The sequence below is a fragment of the Hymenobacter sp. YIM 151500-1 genome (genome assembly GCF_025979885.1).
In the GTDB taxonomy this organism is placed as follows: Bacteria; Bacteroidota; Bacteroidia; order Cytophagales; family Hymenobacteraceae; genus Hymenobacter.
The window spans coordinates 1,832,259-1,857,355 of sequence record NZ_CP110139.1; the positions used below are offsets into that span (position 1 = coordinate 1,832,259).

The 25,097-nt window shown below is 62.7% G+C and carries 17 protein-coding genes; 10 read left to right on the forward strand and 7 right to left on the reverse strand.

All coding sequences use genetic code 11. The features are described 5' to 3' along the window. The first annotated feature begins 5 nt into the window (after positions 1-5). From bioA to lysA, 6 genes are all read left to right on the forward strand, one after another. Positions 6-1,328, forward strand: coding sequence for an adenosylmethionine--8-amino-7-oxononanoate transaminase (gene bioA / locus OIS53_RS07605; RefSeq protein ID WP_264681797.1), 1,323 nt, complete (start codon positions 6-8; stop codon positions 1,326-1,328). Next, positions 1,321-2,556, forward strand: a complete 1,236-nt coding sequence (locus tag OIS53_RS07610) for a beta-ketoacyl synthase N-terminal-like domain-containing protein (protein ID WP_264681798.1) — start codon at positions 1,321-1,323, stop codon at positions 2,554-2,556. The genes bioA and OIS53_RS07610 overlap by 8 nt, the downstream gene beginning before the upstream one ends. 222 nt (positions 2,557-2,778) lie before the next feature. After that, complete coding sequence (locus tag OIS53_RS07615; RefSeq protein ID WP_264681799.1) at positions 2,779-4,140, forward strand: M28 family metallopeptidase; 1,362 nt, start codon at positions 2,779-2,781, stop codon at positions 4,138-4,140. Positions 4,141-4,524: 384 nt separating this feature from the next. Next, positions 4,525-5,880, forward strand: a complete 1,356-nt coding sequence (locus tag OIS53_RS07620; RefSeq protein WP_264681800.1) for a VPS10 domain-containing protein — start codon at positions 4,525-4,527, stop codon at positions 5,878-5,880. A gap of 429 nt (positions 5,881-6,309) precedes the next feature. Then, positions 6,310-7,641: an aspartate kinase gene (locus OIS53_RS07625; RefSeq protein ID WP_264681801.1), complete on the forward strand. Its 1,332-nt coding sequence runs from the start codon at positions 6,310-6,312 to the stop codon at positions 7,639-7,641. 217 nt (positions 7,642-7,858) lie between these two features. Then, a complete protein-coding gene (gene lysA, locus OIS53_RS07630) occupies positions 7,859-9,001 on the forward strand; it encodes a diaminopimelate decarboxylase (protein WP_264681802.1) in 1,143 nt (380 codons plus the stop codon). A 223-nt stretch (positions 9,002-9,224) separates the two neighbouring features. Here the strand turns inward: lysA and OIS53_RS07635 are convergent, their stop codons facing one another. Beyond that, a complete protein-coding gene (locus tag OIS53_RS07635) occupies positions 9,225-10,883 on the reverse strand; it encodes an ArnT family glycosyltransferase (RefSeq protein ID WP_264681803.1) in 1,659 nt (552 codons plus the stop codon). Between the two features lie 55 nt (positions 10,884-10,938). Beyond that, positions 10,939-11,133, reverse strand: a complete 195-nt coding sequence (locus tag OIS53_RS07640; RefSeq protein WP_264681804.1) for a hypothetical protein — start codon at positions 11,131-11,133, stop codon at positions 10,939-10,941. Between the two features lie 388 nt (positions 11,134-11,521). Here OIS53_RS07640 and OIS53_RS07645 point away from each other — a divergent pair, with 388 nt between their 5' ends. Together OIS53_RS07645 and OIS53_RS07650 are read left to right on the forward strand one after the other, a co-directional pair. Further along, the gene (locus tag OIS53_RS07645; RefSeq protein ID WP_264681805.1) at positions 11,522-12,139 is read left to right on the forward strand and encodes a hypothetical protein; all 618 of its coding nucleotides are present in this window, start codon (positions 11,522-11,524) and stop codon (positions 12,137-12,139) included. Between the two features lie 9 nt (positions 12,140-12,148). Further along, positions 12,149-12,868: a hypothetical protein gene (locus OIS53_RS07650; RefSeq protein ID WP_264681806.1), complete on the forward strand. Its 720-nt coding sequence runs from the start codon at positions 12,149-12,151 to the stop codon at positions 12,866-12,868. A 620-nt stretch (positions 12,869-13,488) separates the two neighbouring features. Here the strand turns inward: OIS53_RS07650 and OIS53_RS07655 are convergent. From OIS53_RS07655 to OIS53_RS07665, 3 genes are all read right to left on the reverse strand, one after another. Then, a complete protein-coding gene (locus OIS53_RS07655) occupies positions 13,489-15,033 on the reverse strand; it encodes an aldehyde dehydrogenase family protein (RefSeq protein WP_264681807.1) in 1,545 nt (514 codons plus the stop codon). A gap of 257 nt (positions 15,034-15,290) precedes the next feature. Further along, the gene (locus tag OIS53_RS07660) at positions 15,291-16,667 is read right to left on the reverse strand and encodes a di-heme oxidoreductase family protein (protein WP_264681808.1); all 1,377 of its coding nucleotides are present in this window, start codon (positions 16,665-16,667) and stop codon (positions 15,291-15,293) included. Positions 16,668-17,138: 471 nt separating this feature from the next. After that, positions 17,139-17,369: a DUF2905 domain-containing protein gene (locus tag OIS53_RS07665; protein ID WP_264681809.1), complete on the reverse strand. Its 231-nt coding sequence runs from the start codon at positions 17,367-17,369 to the stop codon at positions 17,139-17,141. A gap of 418 nt (positions 17,370-17,787) precedes the next feature. Between OIS53_RS07665 and OIS53_RS07670 the strand changes: the two genes are divergently transcribed. After that, positions 17,788-19,704, forward strand: coding sequence for a family 43 glycosylhydrolase (locus tag OIS53_RS07670; protein WP_264681810.1), 1,917 nt, complete (start codon positions 17,788-17,790; stop codon positions 19,702-19,704). Positions 19,705-19,975: 271 nt separating this feature from the next. On the opposite strand, the gene OIS53_RS07675 is transcribed toward OIS53_RS07670, so the two are convergent. Together OIS53_RS07675 and OIS53_RS07680 are read right to left on the reverse strand one after the other, a co-directional pair. After that, the gene (locus OIS53_RS07675; RefSeq protein WP_264681811.1) at positions 19,976-20,863 is read right to left on the reverse strand and encodes a DUF6438 domain-containing protein; all 888 of its coding nucleotides are present in this window, start codon (positions 20,861-20,863) and stop codon (positions 19,976-19,978) included. Positions 20,864-21,211: 348 nt separating this feature from the next. Further along, positions 21,212-23,779: a type IA DNA topoisomerase gene (locus OIS53_RS07680; RefSeq protein ID WP_264681812.1), complete on the reverse strand. Its 2,568-nt coding sequence runs from the start codon at positions 23,777-23,779 to the stop codon at positions 21,212-21,214. A gap of 440 nt (positions 23,780-24,219) precedes the next feature. On the opposite strand from OIS53_RS07680, the gene OIS53_RS07685 reads away from it, so the two are divergent. Then, on the forward strand, positions 24,220-25,077 hold the full coding sequence (locus tag OIS53_RS07685) for a zinc-dependent metalloprotease (protein WP_264681813.1): 858 nt from the start codon (positions 24,220-24,222) through the stop codon (positions 25,075-25,077). Positions 25,078-25,097 lie beyond the last annotated feature (20 nt).

Here is a 25,097-nt window from a genome sequence, read left to right on the forward strand (position 1 = left end):
TGCTTATGCCTACTCTTTCCGAACGGGACCACGCCGTGCTGTGGCACCCTTATACCCAGATGCAAACGGCCCCGCTGCCCATTCCCATAGTAAAGGGTGAAGGCAGCTGGCTGGTGGCCGAGGACGGTACCCGCTACCTCGACGGCATATCGTCGTGGTGGACCAACCTGCACGGGCACGCCCACCTGCACATTGCCCGGCGCGTGAGCGAGCAGCTGCACACGCTGGAACACGTGCTGTTTGCCGGCTTCACTCATCCGCCCGCCGTGGAGCTGGCCGAGCAGCTGCTGGCCCTGCTGCCGCGCAACCAGGCCCGCGTGTTCTACTCCGACAATGGCTCAACGGCCGTGGAAGTGGCCCTGAAAATGGCGTTGCAATACTTCCACAACCACGGCCAGCCCGAACGGCGCACCTTTCTGTGTTTTCGTGACTCCTACCACGGCGACACCTTCGGGGCCATGGCCGTGAGCAGCCGCGGGGTTTTCACGGCGCCGTTTTGGCCTTTACTGTTTGCGGTGGAGTTTATCGACGTGCCGGTGCTGGGCCGGGAGGCCGAGGTGCTGGCCCAGCTCGACGCCCTGCTCACGCGCCCCGATGTGGCGGGCTTTATCTTCGAGCCCCTGGTGCTGGGCACGGCGGGCATGGTACTGTACGAGCCAGAAATTTTAAGTGAAATGCTGCGCCGCTGCCACCACCGCGGCGTACTCTGCATTGCCGACGAGGTGATGACCGGCTTCGGCCGCACGGGTCCGCTGTTTGCCTCGGAGGAGCTAACGGAGCAGCCCGACATCATGTGCTTTTCCAAGGGCCTGACCGGTGGCACCCTGGCCATGGGCCTGACCACTTGCGCGGCTCCCATCTACGAGGCCTTTCTGAGTCAGGACAAGATGAAGGCCCTGTTCCACGGCCACTCTTACACCGCTAATCCCGTGGCCTGCGCCGCCGCTCTGGCGAGCCTGGAACTGACGCGGGCTGACGAATGCACCGAGCAGCGCCAGCGCATAGCGGCGGCCCACGCGGCGTTTCACCGGGAAATAGCAGGCCAGCCGGGCATCCGGGCTGTGCGGCACCGGGGCACCATCCTGGCCGTGGAGTACGACCCTGGCGAGGGCACCAGCTACTTCAGCCGCCTGCGTGACGCCTTCTACCAGCTGGCCCTGGACAAGCAGGTGGTGCTGCGGCCCCTGGGCAACGTGGTGTACCTGCTGCCGCCCTACTGCACTACCAATCAGGAGCTGGAGCTGCTCTACGCCGTGCTGCGCCGCATGCGGGAGCTGGTGCTCGACTTCACCCCCGCCCCCACCCTGCCCGAGTTTCTGCATGACTAGTGCCGACGAGGTGATTCTGATTCGGGGTCGGGGCCGGGTGTCGGCGCTGGGGTGGCGGCCGGTACCGGACGCTCCGGCCGTTTCGCCCTTCACGGCCCATTCTAGCGGCTTGGTGGTGGCCGCTTTGCCCGCCGCAGCCGAAACGGCTGTGGCCGAGCTGCGCCGGTCTCAGCCAGCTTACCGCCAGCTCGACCGGACTGTGCTGCTGGCCCTGCTGGCTGCCCGCCAAGCCGCGGCCGAAGCGGGGTGGCCGGCAACGGTGGCAGAAGCTGCTGCTGCCGTCTCACCTCTCACCTCTCACTTCTCACCTCTCCCACTGGCCGTCAGCATCGGTAGCAGCCGCGGCGCCACCGGCCGGCTCGAAGCGTTTCACACCGAGTTCCTGGCCGATGGCACGGTGTCGGCCGCCGCTTCGCCCCTTACCACCCTGGGCAACGTGGCCAGCTGGGTGGCCTTCGATGCCGGGGCGGCGGGCGGGGCCGCCCTCAGCCATTCCAGCACGTGCAGCAGCGCCTTTCAGGCTTTGGGCAATGCCGTAGCCTGGCTGCGGGCCGGTATGGCCACGCGCTTTCTGGCCGGCGGCACCGAGGCTCCGCTTACCGATTTCACCCTGGCCCAGATGCGCGCTTTGGGCATCTACTCGCCCTTTCCGGCTGCCGAGTGGCCGTGCCGGCCGGGCGCGGGCCGGCCGTCTACGTTCGTGCTGGGTGAGGGCGCGGCCGTGTTTGCGCTGGAGAAAGTTGGGCGGGAGCAGTTGGACCAGGAGCTGGTGGCCGGTCTGCGGTTTGTGTTGGAAGCCGTAGGCTTTGGGTTTGAAACCATAGCCAGCAAAACCGGTCTTTCCTCCGACGGCCAACACTTTCAGCAGGCCATCCGGCAAGCCCTGACCCAAGCCGGCCGCACGCCCCACGACGTAGACGCCGTGGTGCTGCACAGCCCCGGCACACCCGCCGGCGACGCCGCCGAGCGGGCGGCATTGCGGGCCGTGTTTGGCGCCGAGTTGCCGCCGCTGCTGTCGAATAAGTGGCTGCTGGGGCACACGCTGGGCGCTTCCGGCGCCCTGAGCCTGGACTTCGCTTTGCACGTGCTCGAAACCCAGCAGTGGCCCGCCGCGCCCTTCACTACGGACCTGGCGCCGGGCTCATCCCGCCCGATTCAGCGGGTGCTGGTGAATGCAGCGGGGTTTGGGGGCAACGCGGCCAGCGTGCTGGTAAGCCGGCTGCTGTAGAGACGCGGCCCTTGGCTACGCCTTCCTACGGTTCGCGTCTCCGCGTCCGCGCCGTTAGAACGGTACCAGCCGTTCAACGACAAGACGCAAGACGCAAGATGTTGCGTCTCTATACCGCCCTGTCGATTTGCGCTAAGCATCAATTCGCTACACAGCCTATCTTCAGGGCCGCAACGGTGCGGCTGCTCCTTACGTCTCTACCCCGTCACAACCAACCTTCCTATGCGTCGCGCTACCTTCTCTCTGCTGCTTTCCCTTGGCCTTGCAGCTTCGGCACTGGCCCAAACCCAGCCGGCTTCTACTCCTGACCCGCTTATCCGACAGATGGTGGAGGAAATTTCGGAAAAGAACCTGCGCGACGACATCGACAAGCTGGTGAGCTTCGGCACGCGCCACACCCTGAGCGACACCAAAAGCAAGAAGCGCGGCATCGGGGCGGCCCGCAACTGGGTGCAGCAGGAGCTGGAGAAGTACAGCAAAGCCAGCGGGGGGCGCCTGAAAGTAGTGCAGGACACGTTCACCATTAAGCCCGACGGCCGCCGCATCGACCGGCCCGTGCTCATGGCCAACGTCATGGCCACCCTGCCCGGCACCGACCCCACCGACAAGCGCGTGTTTATCGTGAGCGGGCACATCGACTCGCGGGTGTCGGACGTGATGAACGCCACGGCCGACGCCCCCGGCGCCAACGACGACGGCTCAGGCACGGTGGCCGTGATGGAGCTGGCCCGCGTGATGAGCAAGCAGCAGTTTCCGGCCACCATCATTTTCGTGGCGGTGCAGGGCGAGGAGCAGGGGCTCTACGGCTCCACCCACCTGGCCAAGCGGGCCAAGAAAGAAGGCTGGAACCTCGTGGCCATGCTCAACAACGACATCATGGGCAACTCCACCGGCCACGACCCCGAAATCAAGGCGCCCACCAAGCTACGCGTGTTCAGCGAGGGCGTGCCCGCCGCCGAAACGCCCGACGAGGCCAGGCTGCGCCGCACCCTGAGCAGCGAAAACGACTCGCCCAGCCGCAACCTGGCCCGCTACGCCCGCACCGCCACCCAGCTCTACGTGCCCGGCCACGAGGTAGTGCTGGAGTACCGCCCCGACCGGTTCCTGCGCGGCGGCGACCATACGCCCTTCAACCAGCAAGGCTTCACGGCGGTGCGCTTTACGGAGATGAACGAGGACTTCCGCCACCAGCACCAGGACCTGCGCCAGGAAAACGGCACCGAGTACGGCGACCTGGCCAAGTTCATGGACTTCGCCTACCTGCGCCGCAACACGGGCGTCAATCTGGCCATCTTGGCTAACCTGGCCCTGGCCCCTCCTGCTCCCGAAAACGTGGGCGTGCTCACCGCCGAACTTACCAACCGCACCCAGCTGCAATGGCAGGCCCCCGCAGCCGGCGAAAAACCAGCCGGCTACTACGTGCTTATGCGCGAAACCAGCGCCCCGGAGTGGCAGCAGAAGTTCTTCGTGACGGACACCAAAGCCGAGTTGCCCTTCAACAAGGACAACTACATCTTCGGCGTGGTGTCCGTTGACGCCCAGGGCCACGAGAGCCTGCCGGTGCTGCCCAAGCCGGTGCGGTAGAAAGCAGACGTATCCACTTCTTGTTCACTGCAAGGCGCAACCATCAGGTTGCGCCTTTTCGCTGTTGGAGCCTGGCCATCAGCTCTGGGGTCTGGCGTGTTCAAGGGTAGCTCATGCACAACAGCTTTCTGACCAGTGTAAACCAAGGTTACTGTGTCGTATCCTCCCTCCTCACTGAGAGAGCAAAAGGAGATAAGCTAGTGGACTTTTCAATTTTTATGTTCTTATATCAATATTTATTTGACTTAAATGAATACTAAGCCTACTTTCACGAGGGTCGTTTGTCTGCTGAAAATATCTACTCTCCACTAAGGCAACCTTTCTAGGCTAAGGGTGCTCACCCATACAGTGTTCTGTTTCACTTTCTATAATCCTTTTCTTTCTATGAAAAAAACTGTACTTACCGCGCTTAGCGTGGTCTGCCTGAGCTTGAACGCCTGGGCTCAATGGGTAAACCAACCGATTACTTTCGCTAACCGCCGGGCAGTGCCTCTGCTGTTGAGGGTGGTGGATAACTCCACTGTGTGGACTGTCGGTGAACCTGTGGAAGAGGGGTATGCAACTCCGCAGCTAGCACGCACAACGGATGGCGGCCAAACCTGGACGGTCACCACCTTGCCCGTAGATGCAGCAAACCGGGAAAGCGTTACCGGTCTTAGTGCTATCAGCGCTTCTACCGCTTGGGTGGTTACGTCCATTATCGACGGTAATGGCGGCCGAATTCTGCACACCACCGACGGCGGCCAGACCTGGACTCCGCAGGGTACGGGTACGGCATTCGTTAACTCTAGGAGCTTTCCGGGCTTTGTTCATTTCTTTTCGGCTACCGAGGGCGTAGCAGGCGGAGAGCAGCTTACCGCAACCGGCAGCTTTGAGCTATACCGCACCACCGATGGCGGCCAGACCTGGACACCAGTAACCGGGACTCCCCCGAGCCTGGAAGATGAGAGTTTAAGCGTGTTTAAACCCACGGTGGCTGGCAACTCCATCTGGGTTCTTACGGATGAAGGCCGGGTACTTCGTTCCCCCGACCGGGGCCTTACCTGGACCATCACGCAAGTGCCGGCAGCAGGTGAGCCCACGGGACTGGCCTTTCGGGATGAGCAAAACGGGCTACTCTCAGTTCTCGACGAGGACGGTACCCAACACGGCCTGTTTAGCACCACTGATGGCGGCCAGACCTGGACGCAAGTCACCTACACCGGACCCCTGCACGGCATAGGCCTGAGCGCTGTTCCTGGCACCAACCAATACGTTTCTACGGGCAGCGACCTTGGCAATGACGACCAAGGCTCGTCCTATTCTCGTGACAACGGGCAGACGTGGGTGGCGCTGGAGAACACCATCAACCACCTGACGGTAAGCTTTATCAGCCCCACAGTAGGCTGGTCAGGTAGCATTGGTTTTGAGAATGATGACGATATCGTAGGCAATGGCGTAAACCGGTTTACGGGCACGGTCCTTACTACTCGGTCGGGGATTGATGCTGCGCTTCAGGCCAGTTTACAGGTAGTTCCCAACCCGGCCTTGGGCGGCCACACGACGCTACGTGCGCCCCGGCCGCTGGGTGGTCCGGCCCAGGTGCGGGTACTGGACGTAACCGGCCGCCTGGTTCGTACGAATACCTGGACCGGCACTGCTGCCCTCGATCTGGACCTTAGCCGGGAGAAGGCAGGCGTATACCTCTTGGAAGTAACAACCAGCGCCGGCACGGCCCGCCAGAAGCTGGAGGTTCAGTGAAGCGTCGCCACCTCGCGGCCACTTTTCGCACTAGCCCTGCTCCCGCCCTGGAGCAGGGCTTTTTCTTGTTTGTTGCCGCCCGGAAATGAGTTGTTGGGAATGCCGCTCTAACTTAATTCATGGGGTACGCATCAATTTTTTAGGGCGACTTTTGGAAGTAAGGGCCAGCGCACCCGTACTTGCGCCCGCAAATCCGGCTAATTGGCTGACCGTTTTTCACCCAATGACCTGCTCTGTACGCTCTGCTGTTGCTCCGTTGTGGCCGATACTGGCTGGTGGGGCGGGCACGTGTATGCTGGTCAAGAAATGCAAGAAACGGTTTCCGGCCTGACCGTCGCACCTGCTTGTTGCATCCTTAACTGCTTCAACTGAACCTCCTAGCGCCGGTCCTGACCCAGGGCCGGCGCTTTTTCTGTACTCTCTACCCCTATGAAAGTTCTCAAGTTTGGCGGCACGTCCGTCGGGTCGGCGCAGCGGATGCGCGAGGTGGCCGGGCTAGTTCATGCCCCGCAGCTGGGGCGGCGCATCGTGGTGCTGTCGGCCATGAGCGGCACCACCAACGCCCTGGTAGACATTGCCCGCCTGCTGTATGCCCAGGACGTGGCCGCCGCCACGGCCGGCATCGAGGCCCTGCGCCAGCGCTACCATGACGTAGCCCAGGAGTTGCTGCCAGGCGGCCACGCGCCGGCCGCCATTGGGCAGCTTGACCAGCACTTTCAGACCCTGCTGGACCTGACCACGGCCCCGCTGTCCAGTGACGGGGAGCGGGTGATTCTGGCCCAGGGCGAGCTGCTGAGCACCCTGCTGTTTCACCGCTACGTGACCCAGGTACTGGGCCACCCGGCCGTGCTGCTGCCAGCCCTCGACTTCATGCGCCTCGACCAGGATGATGAGCCCGACGCGGCTTACATCCGGGAGCACCTGGCCGCTACGCTGGCCCCGCACGCGGCCCAGCAGCTATTTATTACCCAGGGCTACATCTGCCGCAGCGCCCAAGGCTCCATCGACAACCTCAAGCGCGGAGGCTCCGACTACTCGGCTTCGCTGATTGGAGCGGCCGTGGAGGCCGAGGAAATTCAGATCTGGACCGACATCGACGGCCTGCACAACAACGACCCGCGGGTGGTGCCGGGTACCTATCCCATCCGGGAGCTGTCGTTTGATGAGGCGGCCGAGCTGGCCTATTTCGGGGCCAAGATTCTGCACCCCAGCTCGGTGCTGCCGGCTCGTCAGCACGGCATTCCGGTGCGCCTCCTGAACACCATGCAGCCCGATGCGCCCGGCACGCTGATTTCCTCGCGCACGGGCTCCGAAGCCATCAAGGCGGTGGCCGCCAAGGACGGCATTACGGCCATCAACGTGAAATCAAGCCGCATGCTGCTGGCCCACGGCTTCTTGCGCACCCTGTTCGAGGTGTTTGAGCGGTACCGCACCTCCATCGACATGATTACCACCTCAGAAGTGGCCGTGTCCCTGACCATCGACGACCCGGCCCGCCTGCCCCAGATTCTGGAGGAGCTGCGCCGCTTCGGCACAGTAGAGGTGGATGAAAACCAGACGATTATTTGCCTGGTTGGCAATCTGCTGCAAGATGCCCACGGCGCCGCCCACGCTGCTTTTGCGGCGCTACAAGACATTCCGCTGCGCATGATCAGCTACGGCGGCTCACCCAACAATATCAGCCTGCTGGTGAACACCGTGGATAAGACTCGGGCGCTGCTAGCGCTGAATGAAGGGCTGTTTCGGAAGCCCAGTCCCTAGCTGTAGTCGCCTCACCCCCAACCCCCTCTCCGAAAGGGAAAGGGGGCTCTGGTTCTAGCTTATAAGGCTAGAGGCCCTGGGGTGGTTGACAATCATCCGCACTTCTTCTCTACTTTTTTACCTCTAAACTTCAACCACCTCCATACTAGCTCTAGAAAGCTAAAAACTAGTCCCCCTCTCTTTTGGAGAGGAGGCTAGGGGGTGAGGTCCACGTCATATGCCCTTTCAGCTACCCCAGGAGCTTGCCTCCACTCCTACCCCGTTTTACTTCTACGACCTGGCCCTGCTGGACCGAACCCTGGCGGCGCTGGCTGCGGCTGCCCGGCCCGGCGGCTACCAGGTGCATTACGCCCTCAAGGCCAATTCTAACCTGCCGATTCTGGAGCGCATCCGGGCGGCGGGGTTGGGGGCCGACTGCGTGAGTGGCGGCGAGGTGCAGCGGGCCCTGGACGCCGGTTTCGCGCCGGGCCACGTGGTGTTTGCGGGCGTGGGCAAGTCGGATGCGTCGGTTAACCTGGCGCTGGCGGCTGATATTTTCTGCTTCAATGCCGAGTCGGTGCAGGAGCTGGAGGTGCTGGGTGAGCTGGCCGGCGCCCAAGGCCGCAGGGCGCGGGTGGCCCTGCGCATCAACCCCAACGTGGACGCCCTGACTCACCCGCACATTACCACGGGCTTGGAGGCCAACAAGTTCGGCATCAGCCTGCAAGACCTGCCCGCGGTGATTGACAAGCTGGCCACGCTGCCGCACGTGGAGCTGGTGGGCCTGCACGCCCACATCGGCTCCCAGATTACGGAGCTGCCGGTGTTTGGGGAGCTGAGCCGCCGCCTCAACGAGCTGCAAACCTGGCTCGAAGACCGGGGCCACCGCCTGCCCCACCTCAACGTGGGCGGGGGCCTGGGCATCAACTATCAGCAGCCCGACACAGAGCCGATTCCCGATTTCGCGGCCTATTTTGGCACGTTTGACCGGCACCTGGTGCGGCGGCCGGGCCAGCAGGTACACGTGGAGCTGGGCCGGGCCGTGGTGGCGCAGTGCGGCACGCTCCTAAGCCGGGTGCTCTACGTGAAAGAAAGCCAGCAGACGCGCTTCGCCATCCTCGACGCGGGCATGACCGAGCTGATCCGCCCGGCCCTGTACGGCAGCCACCACCACATCCAGAACCTGAGCAGCCAGCTGCCCGCCCAGCCCTACGACGTGGTGGGGCCCATCTGCGAGTCGTCGGACACCTTTGGGCGGGCCGTGCTGCTCCCCGAAACCCGCCGCGGCGACCTGGTAGCCATCCGCTCCGCCGGCGCTTACGGCGAGGTCATGTCTTCAGCCTACAACCTACGCGACAAAGCCGAGGCGGTGTATCGGTGAATGAGTGACAGGTGACAGGTAACAGGTGACAGGTGACAAGAAGAACGTCATGCTTCATCTGGCGTCCGCTTGTCGAAGCATCTCTACCGCTTCGTTGCTGATGCCTGCTTTGAGGCTAACGATTGAGTTAGCCAGCGGGAGAGATGCTTCTACTTCGCCTCCGGCTACGCTCAGCATGACGTTCCTTCTTACCTGTCACCTGTTACCCCATCACCCCACCAGTTCACCACTTCCAGAGCACCGTCCATTTGCCTAGCTTCTCCTGCTTCTGGAAATGCTGAAGCAGCCAGCGGCGCTCTGGCTTCAGCTCCCCTTTCACGAGCAGCACGGGGTGCTGGCGGAGAAGAGAATCGAGGGCGGGACGCTGGGTGGAATCCTGCAAGTCGAGCAGGGTGCGGCGCCAGGCGGGGGTGGCCTCGAACTGGGTTTCGCGCCGCAGGTTGTGGTTGCCGTCGTGCAACGACACGGGCAGTTGGCCCAGCTCGAAGGCCAGGGACGGCAGCAGCTCATCGTAAACCAGCACCGGGCGGCCCGTGAGGTGGTGCTGGCGCAGCAACTGGGCCAGCGGGCGGCTGCCGTTGAAGGCCAGCTCGTTTTGCTGCAGAATAGGCTTGACGGACAAGAGCAACAGCCCCGTGAACAGCACTGTAGCCACCAGCAGACGCGGGGCAATGCGCACCTGGCCCCAGAGCGTGAGGGTGAGCACCAGCAGAATAACCCCGGCCGCCGGCCAGGCCGCCGTGCGCGGGTGCACCTCGAAGCCTAGGTCCAGCACCGTGGTCAGGATGGGCAGCACGCACAGCGCCGCCAGCAGCAGCCCATAAAACGCCACGATGCCCACGTACCAGCGGTGCAGCGCGGCCTCGGTGCAGCGGCCCAGGTAGTACACCGTGAGCAGAGCCAGCCCTGGAAAGATGGGCAGCACGTAAAGCAGCAGCTTGGAACTGGATAGCGAAAAGAACACCAGCGGCACCAGCACCCAGAATACCAGCACGTTCTGCCACGGCCGGGGCACCGAGGCCCAGGGCGTGCGCGCGGCCCGCGCCACCAGCGCCACCGACCACGGCAGCGAAGTAGTCGGCGCCAGCACCACGTAAAACCACCACGGCTTGCTGCGGTTGAACGTGGCGGCGTTGGCAAACCGCTCCACGGTGTGCTCCACCAGGAAGTAGCGCACAAACGCCGGGTTTTCGGCCGCCAGGTAGAGGTACCAGCTCAGCCCTACCAGCACAAACAGCCCGAAGCCCAGCACGTGGTGCACCGTAAACGGCCGCCGCGCCTGCCCCCGCCGGAAGTAAAAGCCGAGCACCGCCATCAGCGGCAGCACGAAGCCCACCGGCCCTTTGGTCAGAAATGCCAGCCCCAGCCCCACCCAAAACAGGTACAGCCACCGCGCCCCGCCCGTATGGTAGTAGCGCAGGATGCCGTAGGTGGCCGCCAGCTCCAGCGTGGCCAGGTACACGTCGGTAGTCACGTTGAGGGCCGAAATAAGCACTACGGGCAACGTGCCGTACAGAACAGCCGCGGCCAGGGCGCGGGCCCGGTCGCCTTGAAAAAGCAGCAGACCCAGGCCATATACCAGCACCACCTGCACGAGCACGGCCAGCACCGGCAGCAGCCGCACGCCCAGGGCGCTTTCGCCGGCCAGGCCCAGGCCCGCAGCCGTCAGCCAGTACGTGAGCGGGGGCTTATGAAAGTGCTGAATGCCCAGCAGGCGCGGGTGTAGCCAGTCCTGCCCGCGCAGCATTTCCCGCCCGATTTCAGCGTAGCGGGCCTCGGAGGTTTCCAGCGGCCCCCAAGTGCCCAGCTGAAACAGGAAGGCCCCGCCCAGCACCAGCAGAAACAGCCAGAGCCAGCGGCGCGAGGTCATCGGAAAGGGCATAGAAAAGAAGAGTTGCAGCCGAAGAAACCGCCGCGAAGGTAGCCAGAAAGCGGGCTTACGGCGTTTCGGCCGGGGGTGGCCCTGGAGGCGTATCGGACGGCGGCTCTTCTACGCGCTTACTGCCCAGCACAATGAAGACGACTCCGATACAAATAAAAGCCACGCGCTTAGTGCTGGTAATTCCCAGAATAAGCCAGACAATACCCACGTAAAACAGCGGCGTGAAGCGGAAGCGGCGTGATGTCGACATACGCCAAGATACGGCTACGCAGCTGACTTTGAGCATCTATCCGATATCTGACGGCCTATCAGGCTGTGTTTTTGCAGAAGCTGCGCAGAATTCAGGTGTCCACACGATGCGCAACTCCGCAAGAAATCGGCAGGCCCGTGGGAAGTGCCGCGGATACCATCGACCTGCGCCAGCTGCTCCCCGGACGACAGCACCGCCGGCTTGGAGTAAGCTGGCTGGCTTCTTGCCCCGGCGGCTGGGCTGGGTGCCCGTAACGGTATTCGCTGGAGCCCTTTCATTTTATCATCTTTGAAGGCCTGCCTGAAACCCTGGTGTGCAGTACGGAGCCGCGCCCGGTTTCCGCTGTGCAGTCTTGGTCAGGTTGTTCAGGCTTATACATTGGCTGACTATGCTGAAATTCTTACTTGCGCTCCTGCTGCTGACTCCGGCGGCCACGGCGTGGGCCCAAACCGCTGCGCCGGCCTCGGGGCGCACTCTGCTCGTAGCCAGCCTGGGCCGGGCCTCCTATACCAACCATGGCTGGCCTGGCACGGCCGTAAGCTTTGGGGTCGAGCGGCGCCTGTCCGGGCAGTCCTGGTTCAGCGTGCAGCCGCGGCTGGGCGGCTTCTGGACCGACGCCGCCAGCCGGGAGCCCGACAAACGCCCCGGCGAAAAATGCGCGGTGGGCTTCATCGAGGCCGTAGTGGCGGTGCGCACGAGCCGCCGGCCGGAGCGGGTGGCTTTCCGGGCCGAAGCCGGGCCGGCGTTTTTGGTTGGCCGCGAAATCAGCGTGTACCGCTACCCCGGCAGCTACCTGAACCCCGACGGCCTTACTACGACAGTCGTTACCGAAACCCAGTTTGAGCGCCGCCGCATCCGTCATCCTGGTTTTACGCTCGGGGTAGGGGTAGATGCTACCGTGCAGCAGCGCCTGTACCTGGGCGCCGGCATCGAAAGCCGCACCTACTCCTACTTCCCCGGCGACCTGCTCAGCGCCACCGTGCGCGTGGGCTACGTACTGCCCTGATTTACCGGCATGAAACTACTTTTTACGGCTGGCTTGCTGTTGCTTGCCTCCATGGCCAGGGCCCAGGCACCACCCGGCCCACCTACCCGCACCGCTCGCAACCAGCTACTGCTGCTTGGTGGCGGCGTAGCGGGCCGGGTGCCGGGGGCGTTTCGCTACGCGGCGGCCGGCCTGGGCCTGGCCCGCACCAGCCAGTGGCGCTACCCCAACGCCGAGTACGACTCCGATTTTACGATGGGCCTGCGCCTAAGCCTGGGCCGGCAGCAGCCTCGCCCCGGCGCCTCTCCCACCCAATCTGGGTGGGGTCTGAACCCATACGCCGCTTCCGATGGACGCTTCTTCGGGCTGAGCTTGGGCGTTTGGCTGGGCCGGCTGGGTGACTTCCGGGCTGAGGGCACCCGGCTGGCCCGGATAGTACCGCAGGTGCGGGCCCGCGCCGGGCAGCTCGGCAGCTGGCACGGCCTGCTCAGCTACGCCGACCACTTCACGGGCCTAGGCAACCCACCTGTGCTGCTGGGCGGTGGCTATGGCGGCCTGTGGCGGCAGCGCCTTACACTCCGAGCCGGGGCAGCCGTGCCTACACTGGCGCCCATGGGCCAAGAGGTGCAGCTCTACACTGAGGCGGGGTTGCGGCTGGGACAGGAAGGCACCGTGGCCTGCCTGGTGCAGCCGGCCTTGTCGGCAGCGGCTTCCGGTCAGGTGCATCTATACGTTGTATGGCCTTTATAAATTATAGTATAAAGCCCATTAATTCATTCTTTACTTTCTGTAAGTAAGATAGTTACGTAAATAATTTCTCACTCAAAAAGTCTGACCACTCTGTGTTTTGGTTGGACAAACAGCACACTGACCTTGTACTTTAGCAGTGTTATTTATGGGCCGCTCTTACCGCGGCCAGTATACTAAGTTGATTTTATGTGTGCATTGTAATTGGTGTATTCAAGTGATGCCCGCTGCCGTTTGGCGGCGGGCATCCTTGTTTTTGAAGCGGTTGAGGAAGTCATCTAAAACATACCGGACCGTCATGCTGAGCCCCGCGAGCATCTTTACCGCTTCGTTGCAGTCGTCAGAAGTTAGCCAGAGGTAGAGATGCTTCGGCTGCGCTCAGCATGACGATCCGGTATGTTTTAGATGACTTCCTCAACCGCTTTTTTGCCTCCTCCTAGCCTTTGTTGCTTCTGATAGCTTGTTGTACTACGTCGAAATGCAGGCATTTCCAGGCCGCGGATGCAGCTCAAAGCAGTTTACAGCACACAAAGACTACCGCCCATTACTATCAATCAAGCTCCTTTGAGCTGCATTCTGTGCCGAAGGGAAGAGCCTGTCTGTGAAGAAAACCACAACAGGTTCTACACTTTCTCCGGCATGAGAATGTGGTCCTCGAAGTTGCCGCGCAGGGTTAGCTCGTTGCCCTGGGTGACTGCCTCCACTAGCAGACTCCCGCCTACGAAGGCGCCCTTCCACGACTCGCCCAGCCCGCCGAACACCTCTTCCCGGTCGCCGCGGGAGCGGAGCTGGTTGATGCCCACTTTGAAGGCGCGCACCTCTTTGGCTGTGCGCCGGACCCACTGCTCGTCGTCACTGGCTACGGCGGCTACCAGGGCGCCATTCGAGATGTTCATCTCGCCCACCAGCTCTTCCACCCGGTCTACCAGCACAATAGAGTCGATGGGGCCGAAGGGCTCTTTGAAATACAGCTCGCTCTGGCGGGGCAGGTTTACCAGGGCCCGCGGGGCGCGGTAGGCGGCGCGGTCCTGATCGGGCAGAAACAGGCTGTCGTCCAGCTTACCTTGCAGCAGGGGCGTAGCGCCGGTTTTCAGCGCATCATCGTAGAGGCGGTCCAGCTCCTCGGCCTGGCCCCGGTGGATAACGGGCCCGAAAGCCAGCTCCGGCAGCTTATCGTCGGGGCTGTCCACGAGGGTGGGGTTGCCCACTTTCAGGTGGCGCACCGTTTCCCAGTACGTTTCCAGAAACTGCGGAAACAAGCGCCGCTCCACCACGAAGCGCACGTAGGCCGTGCAGCGCTGCTTGCCGTAGTCGTAGCCCTTTTTGAGCTGGTCGGCCAGGGCGGGCCAGTTGGAGAAGTTCCAGATGCCGTAGGTGTTCACGCCTTCCATTTCCAGCATGTAGCGTTTCTGCTTCTCGCTAAGGGCGTCGGCAATGTTGCGGCCGTTGTAGCGCCCACCCACGAAGCTGAGGCAGTCCACCGCTTCGTGCTTCACCAGTACGTCGCTCAGCTCGCCGCCGGGGCCGCTTACCAGCGTCACGGGCAGGCCGCAGCGCCGGGCCACGGCAAAAGCCAGGCTCAAGGAAATAAAGCCGCCGTCGGTAGGAGTTTTGGCAATAACGGAGTTGCCGCACAGCACCTGCACCAGCACAGCGTGCAGCAGCACCGACATAGGGTAGTTCCAGGAGGCAATATTACTGACCAGTCCCAGCGGCTGGCGCTGGCCCAGCATGCCTTCAATATGGTCCACGTACCACTGCACGCCGTCGATGGCCCGGTCGATGTCGGTGAAGCCTAGCTTGTAGGTTTTGCCGATTTCCCAGATGAGCAGCTTGCCGATCAGGTCGGCCTGGGGGCGCAGCTGGTCGAGGCAGTCCTGCACTTTGGCGCGGCGCTCATCGAGGTCGGTGGCGGCCCAGGTGGCGGCTTCCTGCTTGGCAAAGATGACGGCCCGCAGGGCAGCCTCGTGGTTGAGCATGGGCAGGCTGCCCAGCTCGGAGCCGTCCACCGGGGAGCGGAACGGGCGCGGCTGGCCGGGCTCCTGCCAGCGGCCTTCTAGCAAGTTGAGGAAGCCCGCGCCGTCGGGCGTAAAGATTTCGGGGGTAACCTGCTTGGCCTGGCGAAGCAAAACGTCAAATTCTACCTGAGGCGAAACGATTTTAGGCATGGTTGAGGGAAAGCGGATAGAACAGAACCTGTCCGCGCCTGGCGCGGACCCAAAGGGTATAACTCCCACCGGCCCGAATGGTTACGCCCGGCGCTGGCGCCCCGGCAGCTACGGCTGGCCCCGGCACAACCACCAACAAAAAAAGAGTGCGGGCCGGCCCGCACTCTTTTCCCAGGCTACTTTTGTGTGTCTGCGCACCCTACTATCTGCGGGCAGACCTGCACTCAGGTGTGGAGGCTCAACTGACCGGATTAGGATTAAATGGAGTTGAGGAAGGAGAGCAGCGCGTCGCGCTCCTGCTTGCTCATTTCGGTTACAATCTTGCGGGAGTTGGCTCCTTCGCCGCCGTGCCACATAATGGCTTCCAGCACGTTGCGGGCGCGGCCGTCGTGCAGCAGGTTGGTGTGGCCGTGCACGGTTTGCTGCAAGCTCAGGCCCCACAGCGGGGCCGTGCGCCACTCGCGGCCCGTGGCCAGAAAGTCGGGGCGGTTGTCGGCCAGGTCCGGGCCCATGTCGTGCAGGAGCAGGTCGGTGAAGGGAGCAATCAGCTGGTTCGACACCTCGGGGCGGCCGGGCAGCGTACCCGTTCGCATGGCCGGCACGTGGCAACTGGTGCACTCGGCCTTCACAAATAGCTGGGCACCCAGCTGCGCCTCGGGGCTGTTGTTGTTGCGGATAGCCGGCACGCCCATCGTCTGGGTAAACACGGTCAGGTCCTTCAGCTCCTGGTCACTCATGTTGGGCAGGCCCGAAACCGCCGTTTCGCCGGGCTCAATCGGAAATACGGTAGTGGTGATGCCCATGTCGCCGTTGGCGGCGCCGGCGTTTTGCTGGCGCAGGCTGGGCTGGTTGGCCTTCCAGCCAAAGCGCCCCAGGCGGGTCATGCCCAGCTCTTCGTCCCACACGCGGTTAGGCCGGCCCGATACACCGTTGTTGGTGTTGTTGCGGGCAAAGGCCAGAATCGTGGCTTCCGGCACGGCTTCCAGCAGGCCCAGGCCGGTTACCTGGGAACCCGTGCGGGGCGACACCAGCGTGCCGGCCGGCAGGTCGCGCGTGGTCTTCACGAAGGTGTAGGTGGGCCGGCGCAGGCTCACCGAGGTACCGTCTTTGAAGCGCAGGCTGGGCTGCTCGGTGTAGCGCACAATGAAGTTGCCTTCGTCGCTGGCGCCGCGCACATCATCCTGGGCGTCTACGCCTTCCACTACTTTCAGGGGCTGGATTTGGTCGCCGAAGCCGGGCACGGGCATTGGCTCACCGTGGGGGCCGGTGACGCCGGGCACGCTCACGCGGAACAGTAGCTGCGGCGTCAGCACGCCGGTGGTGGCATTCACGCGGGGCAGGCCGGCACGGCCGCCGCCCAGGTGGCAGCTTTCGCACCGTACGTTATTCCACAGCGGGGCTACTTCGTGCAGCGTGAACGTGCGCTGGAAAACCGCCTTGCCGTTCATGTGCTCCGTCAGGGCGGCGCCGGCCAGGTTGGCCGCCGGCTGAATCAAGCCGAGGCTGGTGAAGTTGCTGACGGTGGTGGCCCCCCCGGCGGCAGTGAACGTAGGAAATGCCGCTGCCCAGTCTATCTGGTCATCATCATCCTCGTCGTCATCCTCGTCATCGTCGTCTTCATCATTAGCCGACATAGCTACCTTCAGCGGTTCCGGCTCCTCTAGCTCGGGTTTTTCGCAGGCAGTAACAGCGGTCAGAACAGCAACGCAACCGGTAAGCTTCCAGAGAGTAGGGGTTTTCTTCATACAAACGTGCTAGGGTAAAAGAAGAGCGAAAGAGAAGCACCTTATTATTCTATTGAAACAATATTAGATAAATTATAAATGCGCTACCAACTATGTAAAACTAAACTTCCTGCTTACATCGAAAGACATCTATTGAACAAATCTGTCATCCAAGACCTGTTGCCCCTTGCCAGGCTTCACTGTTATCCAAGCGCGTCAAGTGCAATAAGACTGCTCTGCTTTTGCTCACGGTAATTACTGCCTACGAAGGCCGGGTAAATTTCTACAAAGCAGCTGAGCGCGCAATTGGACAAAGCCAACAAATCCGACACTCATAAGGCCGGCCGCCTGCGCTACCAAAAGCCAAAATGTTGTAGCTTCTTACACGTAGTCACTCAGCCGCCGCACCAGCCATAGCACGGCGCTCAGCAACAAACTCACCAGCAGCATAGAGGCCAAGGGCGCGTAAAAACGAAAGCCCGGCCGCTCCACGCGAATGTCGCCGGGCAGGCGGCCAAACCAGCTGAACAGGCTGCCACCTCCCAGCCACAGAAAGGCCCCCAGCGCCACGAGCAGCAGCCCCAGCAGGACCAGTAGTTTTCCAGTTTGCATGGCAGATTGAACGGCGACCGGCGCGAAATGATGCCTTCCGGAAAATGTTGCGCCTCCACGCTCAACCGCTGAATGCCTGGGCTTGGCGGCCGAGAAGACACTTCATGCAGTTTTGCGCAAGGGGTAGGCTCCGGTCCGGCTGCTTTTTCCGCCGCCAGACCGGCGCGTGTACTGGCTACGAACCGGCTCTACCAGTAGCTCATTGCCGTTACAGCTCTGCCTGCCTCCCACATCCTGGAGCTCTGGTGTGACATGTCACCGAATCGGGAAGGAAGTGGCACCGGCTGCCTGCGTACATACCTGCCAATGTCTAAGTTAATCCGTTGTTTATAAGCACATTGAAGCCCCATTGACTTCACTCAGGCCCTCTGGCATAGCTGTTGAAAATCGGCCTTACCCAACCTAACCCACCACAGTTATGAAACACAACTCCACCGCTTTTCTTGTTGCTGGCTACTTCCGGCAGGCGCCCAGCCGCCTGGTAGCTTGCGTCGTCCCGGCCGGCCAGCGCCGTGCCGTACAAGCCAGTGCCGGCCCAGGTCTCAGCAGCAGCTTCTGCCTGGTTGCCGGTGCCCGGCTCGGCTTGCTGCTGCTGCTGCTTACGCTCGTTGGGCTGGTTACGGCCTCGGCCCAGACCACTTTCCAAAACCCGGTTAAAAGTGACGCGGCCGACCCCCACATGACGTATTATGAAGGGCATTACTACCTGACTTACACCCGCGGCAACAGGATTGCGGTTTCCAAGGCCCGGAGCGTGGCGGGGCTGGCTACGGCTCCCGAAACCACCGTGTGGACTGACAACACCCCAGGCCGGTGCTGCAACATATGGGCCCCCGAGCTGCATTTGCTTAATGGCCCCAATGGCCGGCGCTGGTACATCTATTACACGGCCGACGGCAACGACGGCAATTACCATCAGCACCGGATGCACGTGCTGGAAAGCAGCGGTACCGATCCGCTAGGCCCCTACCAGTACAAAAACCGGCTGTACGACCCCAATGCCGACGACTTTGCCATCGACGGCACGGTGTTTACCAAGGATGGCACCCTGTATTACGTATGGTCGGGCGGGTGCTGCACCAGCGACCATATCTACCTTGCCCGGATGAGCAACCCCTGGACGCTGGGCAGCCAGCGGGTGGAGCTGGCTGCTGTGGCCTACGACTGGGAGCGTCACTGGGGGGCCGTTGTGGAGGCCCCGGCGGTTATACAGCGCAATAGCAAAACCTTTATCACGTACTCGGGCAGCCCGTGCTGGTCGCCGAACTACACGCTGGGCCTGATGACCAACACCAACGGAAATATACTGGACCCCGGCTCCTGGGCGCGGTCGAGCACGCCGGTCTTTGGGCGCTCGGACCGCAACGGGGTGTACGGGCCGGGGCACAACGGCTTCTTTAAGTCGCCGAATGGCGCCGAAGACTGGATAGTGTACCATGCCGTTGCCGACCCCAACGGCGCCTGCAACCCCAGCCGCACCGCCCGGGTGCAGCAAATAACCTGGCGGGCCGACAACACCCCTGTTTTTGGGGAGCCTGTCACAACCTCAGCGCTTCTACCCCTGCCGGCCGGCGACCCCGGCACTGCCAACGGCATCGTATCGGGTGGCACGTACAAGCTGACGCACAAGGGCACCAACCAGTGCCTGGACGCGGTAAACAACAACCGGGAGCCCGACGACGTGATTCAGTACACCGACAACGGCAACGACGCCCAGCGCTGGATTATCACGCTGGAAGCCGACGGCCACTACAAGCTGCGCCACAAGGGCACCAGCCAGTGCCTCGACGTGCTGAACAACAGCCCGGAGCCCACCGACGTGGGGCAGTACTGGGACAACGGCAATGATGCCCAGCGCTGGCGCATCGACGACGTGGGCGGCGGGTTCTACAAGCTGACGCACAAGGGCACCAACCAGTGCCTGGACGTGTACAACAACTATCCTGACCCCGGCACCAACGTTATCAAATACTACGACAACGGCAACGACGCCCAGCGCTGGAAGCTGGAGCTGCTGGAGCTGCCGGCAGGAGCCGCCCGCCCGGCCCTGAGTACCGCTTCGGCAGCTGCTTCGGCAGCCAGCAGCCGGCAGCTGGTGGTTTCGCCCAATCCTGCCACGCAGCGCATCACGGTTAGCCTCCCGTTCAGGGCCGGCTCCCCGGCGGCCATCACCCTGCGCGACGTGCTGTCGAAGCGAATCATACAGCAGGAGCACCACTTGCCAACGGCCGCCGCGCCCCTGGAGCTGAACCTAAGCGGCGTGAAACCTGGCGTGTACCTGCTTCAGGTAGAGCACCTAGGCGTGCTAAGCAGCCAGAAAGTAGTGGTTCAGTAGTGCAGGAAATGAGGTGAACGGTAACGGGTGACAAGTGACAGGTGACGAGGTGGTAAGCCGGTTAGCCCCAGCGGGGCGGCATATCAGTAGAAACCGCGGGTAATGATAGCTGAAAGCCCCAGCGGGGCGACACCAAGTTGTGCTGACATCAGGTGCCGCCCCGCTGGGGCTTTGCCGGTCTAGTGGGCAGACTGTACTACCGACATGCCGCCCCGCTGGGGCTACCCGGCACCTGTCACCTGTTACCTGTTACCTCATTTCCTGCACTCATTCACCAGCCCTCACTTACGCGAATTTCTTCCAGCATTTTGTACACTCTGCTCAGCTCAGGAGTGCCTTGCAGGCCGTAGTCACGGATGCGCTTGACGCTGCCGTTGGCGTAGGTGATGGTAAGCGTGGCCGTTTGGTCGTCGGTCCACGGTACGTCATACGAGTCGCGCAGGGCCGGGAAGTTGGCGTAGTTGAGCAGTTGGGTGATGTCGTTGATGGTTTTTGGGGGCAGCGTGGCTTGCGCCTGGCCTTCGCGCCGGGTGAAGCGCAGGCCGGTGAAGTCGGCTTTTCGGCTGGTCACGTCAAGGGCCAGCTGGTACGCCGGGCAGGTGCCGAAGCAGCCGGTGGTTTCGTAGTGCAGGCGCGTGATGCGGTAGTCGCGCGGGGCGGGGTTATAGTTTACAAAGGCGCCGAAGCGGTACACCAGCGTATCCGGCGGCAGCCAGCTGTTCTGGCTTCTTTCTCCGGTGGTGTCGGGCTGCTGCTCCCGGTGCAGCAGCACCGGCTGCCGGCCGAGCATAACTAGTCTGGTTTCCGAGCAGCGGGCAGTGCTTGTGCGGGTCAGAAAGGTAATCTGGGGTGGGGCCTGGCCGGCATTGATGAGGCCCAGGGTAACGGGCCGGTGCCACCGTCCAAACACCAGCAAATCAAGTTTGCCGTCCTGGTTGAAATCCTGCTTTACCCACGCCGGCTGGGTGGCCCCGTACGGGCGGTTGCCGCAGGCACGCCGGGCCCAAGTTAGAGAATCGTCAACGGCAAACTGACTATCAAACGGCTTGAGGCTCCGCACCAGCGCCTCCACTTCCCGGTTGGTTTGCACAGTCTCGATGCGAAGCTGGGGCGGGAGGCCGGTAGCCGGCGCGGCGGTAGTGCCAGAGGAAGAAGGCAACGCAGCGCGGCGGGTGCACGCCAGCCCCGCACCGAGCAATAGAAGAAAAAGCAGCGTATGTGCCTGCATGTCAGTGGTAAGTGTTGAAGCTATTTAGGAAGTCAGTAGACCGTCCTGCTGAGCGCAGCCGGAGGCGAAGTCGAAGCATCTCTCCCGCTTCGTTGCAGTGCTATTGTCATGCTGAGCTTGTCGAAGCATCTCTACCGCGGGCTAACTCAATCGTTCAACGAAGCGGGAGAGATGCTTCGGCAAGCGGACGCCAGATGAAGCATGATGTTCCGGTATGTTCTTTCGACTTCCATAAACCGCTTTACTATCTGCTGCTGATGCGCGCAGCCCGCGTCTCCCCTACCCTTTCCCGAACACCGGCTCAATCCGGCCCTCTGTTCCTACCTGCAACGCGGCTTCGTACCGCTCGCCGGTGCGGCTGGAAATGAAGCCGCGGATGACGCCGGTTTTTCCTTTGCGCAGGAGCTGCTGTAGCTGGGCGTCGGTGAGGGTTTTGCCGCCCCACTCAAAGGGCACCCGGAACTGGCAGTCCTCGCGGAAACGGGAGCAGCCCCAGGCACTTTTGCCGCGCAGCATCTGGCCCAACCGGCACACCGGGCACGGAATCTGGCCGGGGTCGGAGGGCGTGGTAGGCTTGCTTTCGGCGGCGCGCAGCAGCTCGGGCTGGTGCTGGGCATTGAGGCGGATGGCGGCGGCGAATTTCTGGCCGCCATCGTCCAGAAAGCCCTGCATCACCTGGGTGCGGCCTTTTTTCAGCAGGTCACTTACTTGCTTGTCGGTGAGCTTCTTGCCTTCTACCTCGGCGGGCAGGCGGAACAGGCAGCCCTCTTTCCAGCGGGAGCAGCCGAAGGCCGACTTGCCCCGCAGCACGTGGCCGCTGCCGCAGGCCGGGCACGGGCCCAGGCCTTGCGTGGTTGAGTGGCTGTTGGTTTTTAATTGATGGGTATTGGTGCCAGTGGTGCCAAGCGTCGCGGCGGGTTTGCCGGGCCCTGCTACCGGTATTGCCGCCGAGGCCACCGTTACGGCCCGGCCCGAGCCGTCGTGCTTTACTTCCAGCACCATTTCGCGCACCAGCTGCTTCAGCTCGCCCAAGAACTGCTCGGGGCTGAGCTGGCCGCCTTCAATCTGGCGCAGCTTCCGCTCCCACTGCCCCGTCAGCTCCGCCGACTTCAGCGTGGGGTTGCGAATGAGGCCAATCAGCTCGACGCCGGTGGGCGTGGGCACAATTTTTTTCTTGTCGCGGCGGATGTAGCCGCGCTTAAACAGCGTCTCGATAATGGCGGCGCGGGTGCTGGGGCGCCCGATGCCGTTTTCCTTCATGGCCTGGCGCAGCTCCTCGTCGTCCACGTTGCGGCCGGCGGTTTCCATGCCCCGCAGCAGCATGGCCTCCGAGTACTCGCGCGGGGGCTGGGTCATTTTGGCATCGAGGCGGGGCTTATGCGGGCCGCTTTCGCCTTTCTCGAAGCTGGGCAGCACGGTATTTACTACATCGTCTTCCTCTGGTTGTTGGTTGTTGGCTTTTGGTTGTTGGCTGGGGGCCTGCTGCTTCTCCGGGTCGCCGTACACCACGCGCCAGCCGGGGTTGAGGATCTGGCGGCCCCGCACCCGAAAGATGCGGCCGGCAGCCTCGGCCGTCACGGTCGTGTTCGAGACTTCACAATCGGGGTAAAACGCGGCCAGGAAGCGTCGCACGATGATGTCGAACACGCTCTGCTCGGTGCCGTGCAGGCCGCCGACGCTGGCACCGGTGGGGATGATGGCGTGGTGGTCGGTGACTTTCTGGTTGTTGAACACCTTGGTGCTCTTGCGGATTTTGGCGGCCAGCAGCGGCGCCGTGAGGCCCGCATAGCCGCCCAGCCCGCGCAGGATGCCCGGAATCTTGGGGTATTGGTCGTCGGGCAGGAAGGTGGTGTCTACGCGCGGGTAGCTCACCACCTTCTTCTCGTAAAGGGCCTGCACCGTCTTCAGCGTGTCCTCGGCCGAGAGGCCCAGCTGGTTGTTGCACTGCACTTGCAGGGAAGTGAGGTCGAACAAGGCGGGCGGGGTTTCCAGGCCTTTCTTGATTTCGACGCCCGTTACTGTGAGCGGCGCGTCTTTCACCTGGGCCAGGGCGGCGTCGGCTTCCTCCTGAGTCACGAAGTAGCCGCGGGCCTTCAGGCGGGCTTTTTCGTCGGGCTCATCGTCGTCGGCTTTGCCTTTCTTGGGCGGGGCCACGTGGCTGAACAGGGTGCCGCGGTACTCGGTGCGCAAGACCCAGTAGGGCTCGGGCCGGAAGTTCTGGATTTCGTGGTAGCGGTCCACGAGCAGGGCCAGCGTGGGCGTCTGCACCCGCCCGATGCTGAGCACCTGGCGCTGGCCGGGGGCATATTTGAGCGTGAACAGGCGCGTGGCGTTCAGACCCAGCAGCCAGTCGCCCACGGCCCGGCTTTTGCCGGCCTGGTAGAGCGTATCAAACTCCGAGCCCTCGCGCAGGTTCTGGAAGCCCTGGCGAATGGCTTCTTCCGTCAAAGACGAAATCCAGAGGCGCTTAATGGGCTTGCGGTACTTGGCTTCCAGCAGCACCCAGCGCTGAATCACCTCCCCTTCCTGCCCGGCGTCGCCGCAGTTGATGACTTCCTCGGCCGAGGCCAGCAGGTTTTTGATGACGTTGAACTGCCGCACCACGCCGTCGTCGCGGCGCATGAGCTTGATGCCGAACTGCTCGGGCAGCATGGGCAGGTCGTGGATGCTCCAGCGTTTCCACTCGGGGCGGTAGTCCTCGGGCTCCCGCAGCTGGCAGAAATGCCCAAACGTCCAGGTGACCTGGTAGCCGTTGCCCTCGAAGTAGCCGTCCATCTTGCGGGAGGCGCCCAGCACCTGGGCTATTTCGCGGGCCACGCTGGGCTTTTCGGCAATGCAAACCTTCATCGCAGATTGAGCGGATTAAGCAGATTACACGGATTTTAGTTTTCCGCGCGGTGGTGAATCAACAAAGATAGGCCAGGAAAAGGTCGGGCAGGGAGAGGCGGCAACCTGATCTATGGCTGCTCTGACGGCGGCGCCTCTGTTTCCGAAGCTCAAGGGGCCGGCCTTTCTTTTTAAACCTGAGGCAACCCTTTCGGCGGCGGCGCCGAGTAGCCTGGGGCAGGCGCTCCGCTGCTTGGGCGCCGTGGGTAGTTGCTGGCCGCCTGCTTCCTCCTACTGGTTCACCCTCCTTCTCCTCTGCCACTGAAAACAGACCTCCTCCGCATTGCCCGCCCCGGTGGTGCAGGCCTGGCGTCAGGCCGTTGACCTGCCCTGCTCACCACAACCTGAAAAGCAAGCTTGCTCACTCACTCTTTCCTCATCATCACTTCCCTCACTTCGGTATGAAAACCAACTTCCCTGCCTTATCGAGAAATCTGAGCTTCGCCCTGCTGGCCGGCTTGTCGCTGGCGGCCTGCGAAAACACCGAGCCCCGGCCCGCTGCTTCCGCCACCGCCCCGGCCTCGGCCGATGCCCGCCTGAGCCGCCCGGTTCGCCCGCAGCGCAACTCCTTCGTGCCGGGCCACTACCGCGCCGAGAGCGTGCTAAAAAACGAGCCCACCCAGATTGTGCTGGGGCTGACGACCAAAGCCAACACCCCCGACGTAACGCAAGCCCTGGAATCCGCCATGCAGCAGTACAACAGCCTGAACCTGAACATCACCTTCGTCCGCCAGGGCGCCGCCTCGGGCGCGGGCCAGCAGTACTTCGTGACCATCGACGACCAGAATGCCCCCGTCATCAGCAACAGCGGCATCAGCTTCTCCAACTACAGCGCCGATGCCACCACGGGGGACTTTATTTCGGCCAGCCAGTTTCCGTTTCAGATTAACGGCAACCCCGACAACGTGGAGCCGGGCCGCACGCTGCAAGTCAATACGACCTACGCCCTGGCCAAAGGCGGCAGCTACCTGATCAACCTCTTCCTCAAGGAGCTGGGCCACGTGCTGGGCGTGGAGAATACCGACATCCGGGGCTCCCGCATCCGGGGCACCGACATGATAGACGTCAATTACACGGCCAACGGCATCCGCTACCAGAAAAACCAGCTCAACGGCACCCCCGTGCTCGTGCCCGAAACCCGCTCCACCACCGCCGACCCCACTTCCGTGTTCACCGTGGGCGGCTCTACCTATAGCCCGGCTCCGGCTAGCCTCAACGCCAAAGACCAGCTGGTGCTGCGCCTGCTCTTCGGCAAGTAAAAGCACCAATCAGTAAAACC

Excerpts from the sequence above, each read along its gene's own strand:
- bioA (WP_264681797.1), top strand. The coding sequence starts at position 6 with ATGCCTACTCTTTCCGAACGGGACCACGCCGTGCTGTGGCACCCTTAT.
- OIS53_RS07610 (WP_264681798.1), top strand. The coding sequence starts at position 1,321 with ATGACTAGTGCCGACGAGGTGATTCTGATTCGGGGTCGGGGCCGGGTG.
- OIS53_RS07615 (WP_264681799.1), top strand. The coding sequence starts at position 2,779 with ATGCGTCGCGCTACCTTCTCTCTGCTGCTTTCCCTTGGCCTTGCAGCT.
- OIS53_RS07620 (WP_264681800.1), top strand. The coding sequence starts at position 4,525 with ATGAAAAAAACTGTACTTACCGCGCTTAGCGTGGTCTGCCTGAGCTTG.
- OIS53_RS07625 (WP_264681801.1), top strand. The coding sequence starts at position 6,310 with ATGAAAGTTCTCAAGTTTGGCGGCACGTCCGTCGGGTCGGCGCAGCGG.
- lysA (WP_264681802.1), top strand. The coding sequence starts at position 7,859 with ATGCCCTTTCAGCTACCCCAGGAGCTTGCCTCCACTCCTACCCCGTTT.
- OIS53_RS07635 (WP_264681803.1), bottom strand. The coding sequence starts at position 10,883 with ATGCCCTTTCCGATGACCTCGCGCCGCTGGCTCTGGCTGTTTCTGCTG.
- OIS53_RS07640 (WP_264681804.1), bottom strand. The coding sequence starts at position 11,133 with ATGTCGACATCACGCCGCTTCCGCTTCACGCCGCTGTTTTACGTGGGT.
- OIS53_RS07645 (WP_264681805.1), top strand. The coding sequence starts at position 11,522 with ATGCTGAAATTCTTACTTGCGCTCCTGCTGCTGACTCCGGCGGCCACG.
- OIS53_RS07650 (WP_264681806.1), top strand. The coding sequence starts at position 12,149 with ATGAAACTACTTTTTACGGCTGGCTTGCTGTTGCTTGCCTCCATGGCC.
- OIS53_RS07655 (WP_264681807.1), bottom strand. The coding sequence starts at position 15,033 with ATGCCTAAAATCGTTTCGCCTCAGGTAGAATTTGACGTTTTGCTTCGC.
- OIS53_RS07660 (WP_264681808.1), bottom strand. The coding sequence starts at position 16,667 with ATGTCGGCTAATGATGAAGACGACGATGACGAGGATGACGACGAGGAT.
- OIS53_RS07665 (WP_264681809.1), bottom strand. The coding sequence starts at position 17,369 with ATGCAAACTGGAAAACTACTGGTCCTGCTGGGGCTGCTGCTCGTGGCG.
- OIS53_RS07670 (WP_264681810.1), top strand. The coding sequence starts at position 17,788 with ATGAAACACAACTCCACCGCTTTTCTTGTTGCTGGCTACTTCCGGCAG.
- OIS53_RS07680 (WP_264681812.1), bottom strand. The coding sequence starts at position 23,779 with ATGAAGGTTTGCATTGCCGAAAAGCCCAGCGTGGCCCGCGAAATAGCC.
- OIS53_RS07685 (WP_264681813.1), top strand. The coding sequence starts at position 24,220 with ATGAAAACCAACTTCCCTGCCTTATCGAGAAATCTGAGCTTCGCCCTG.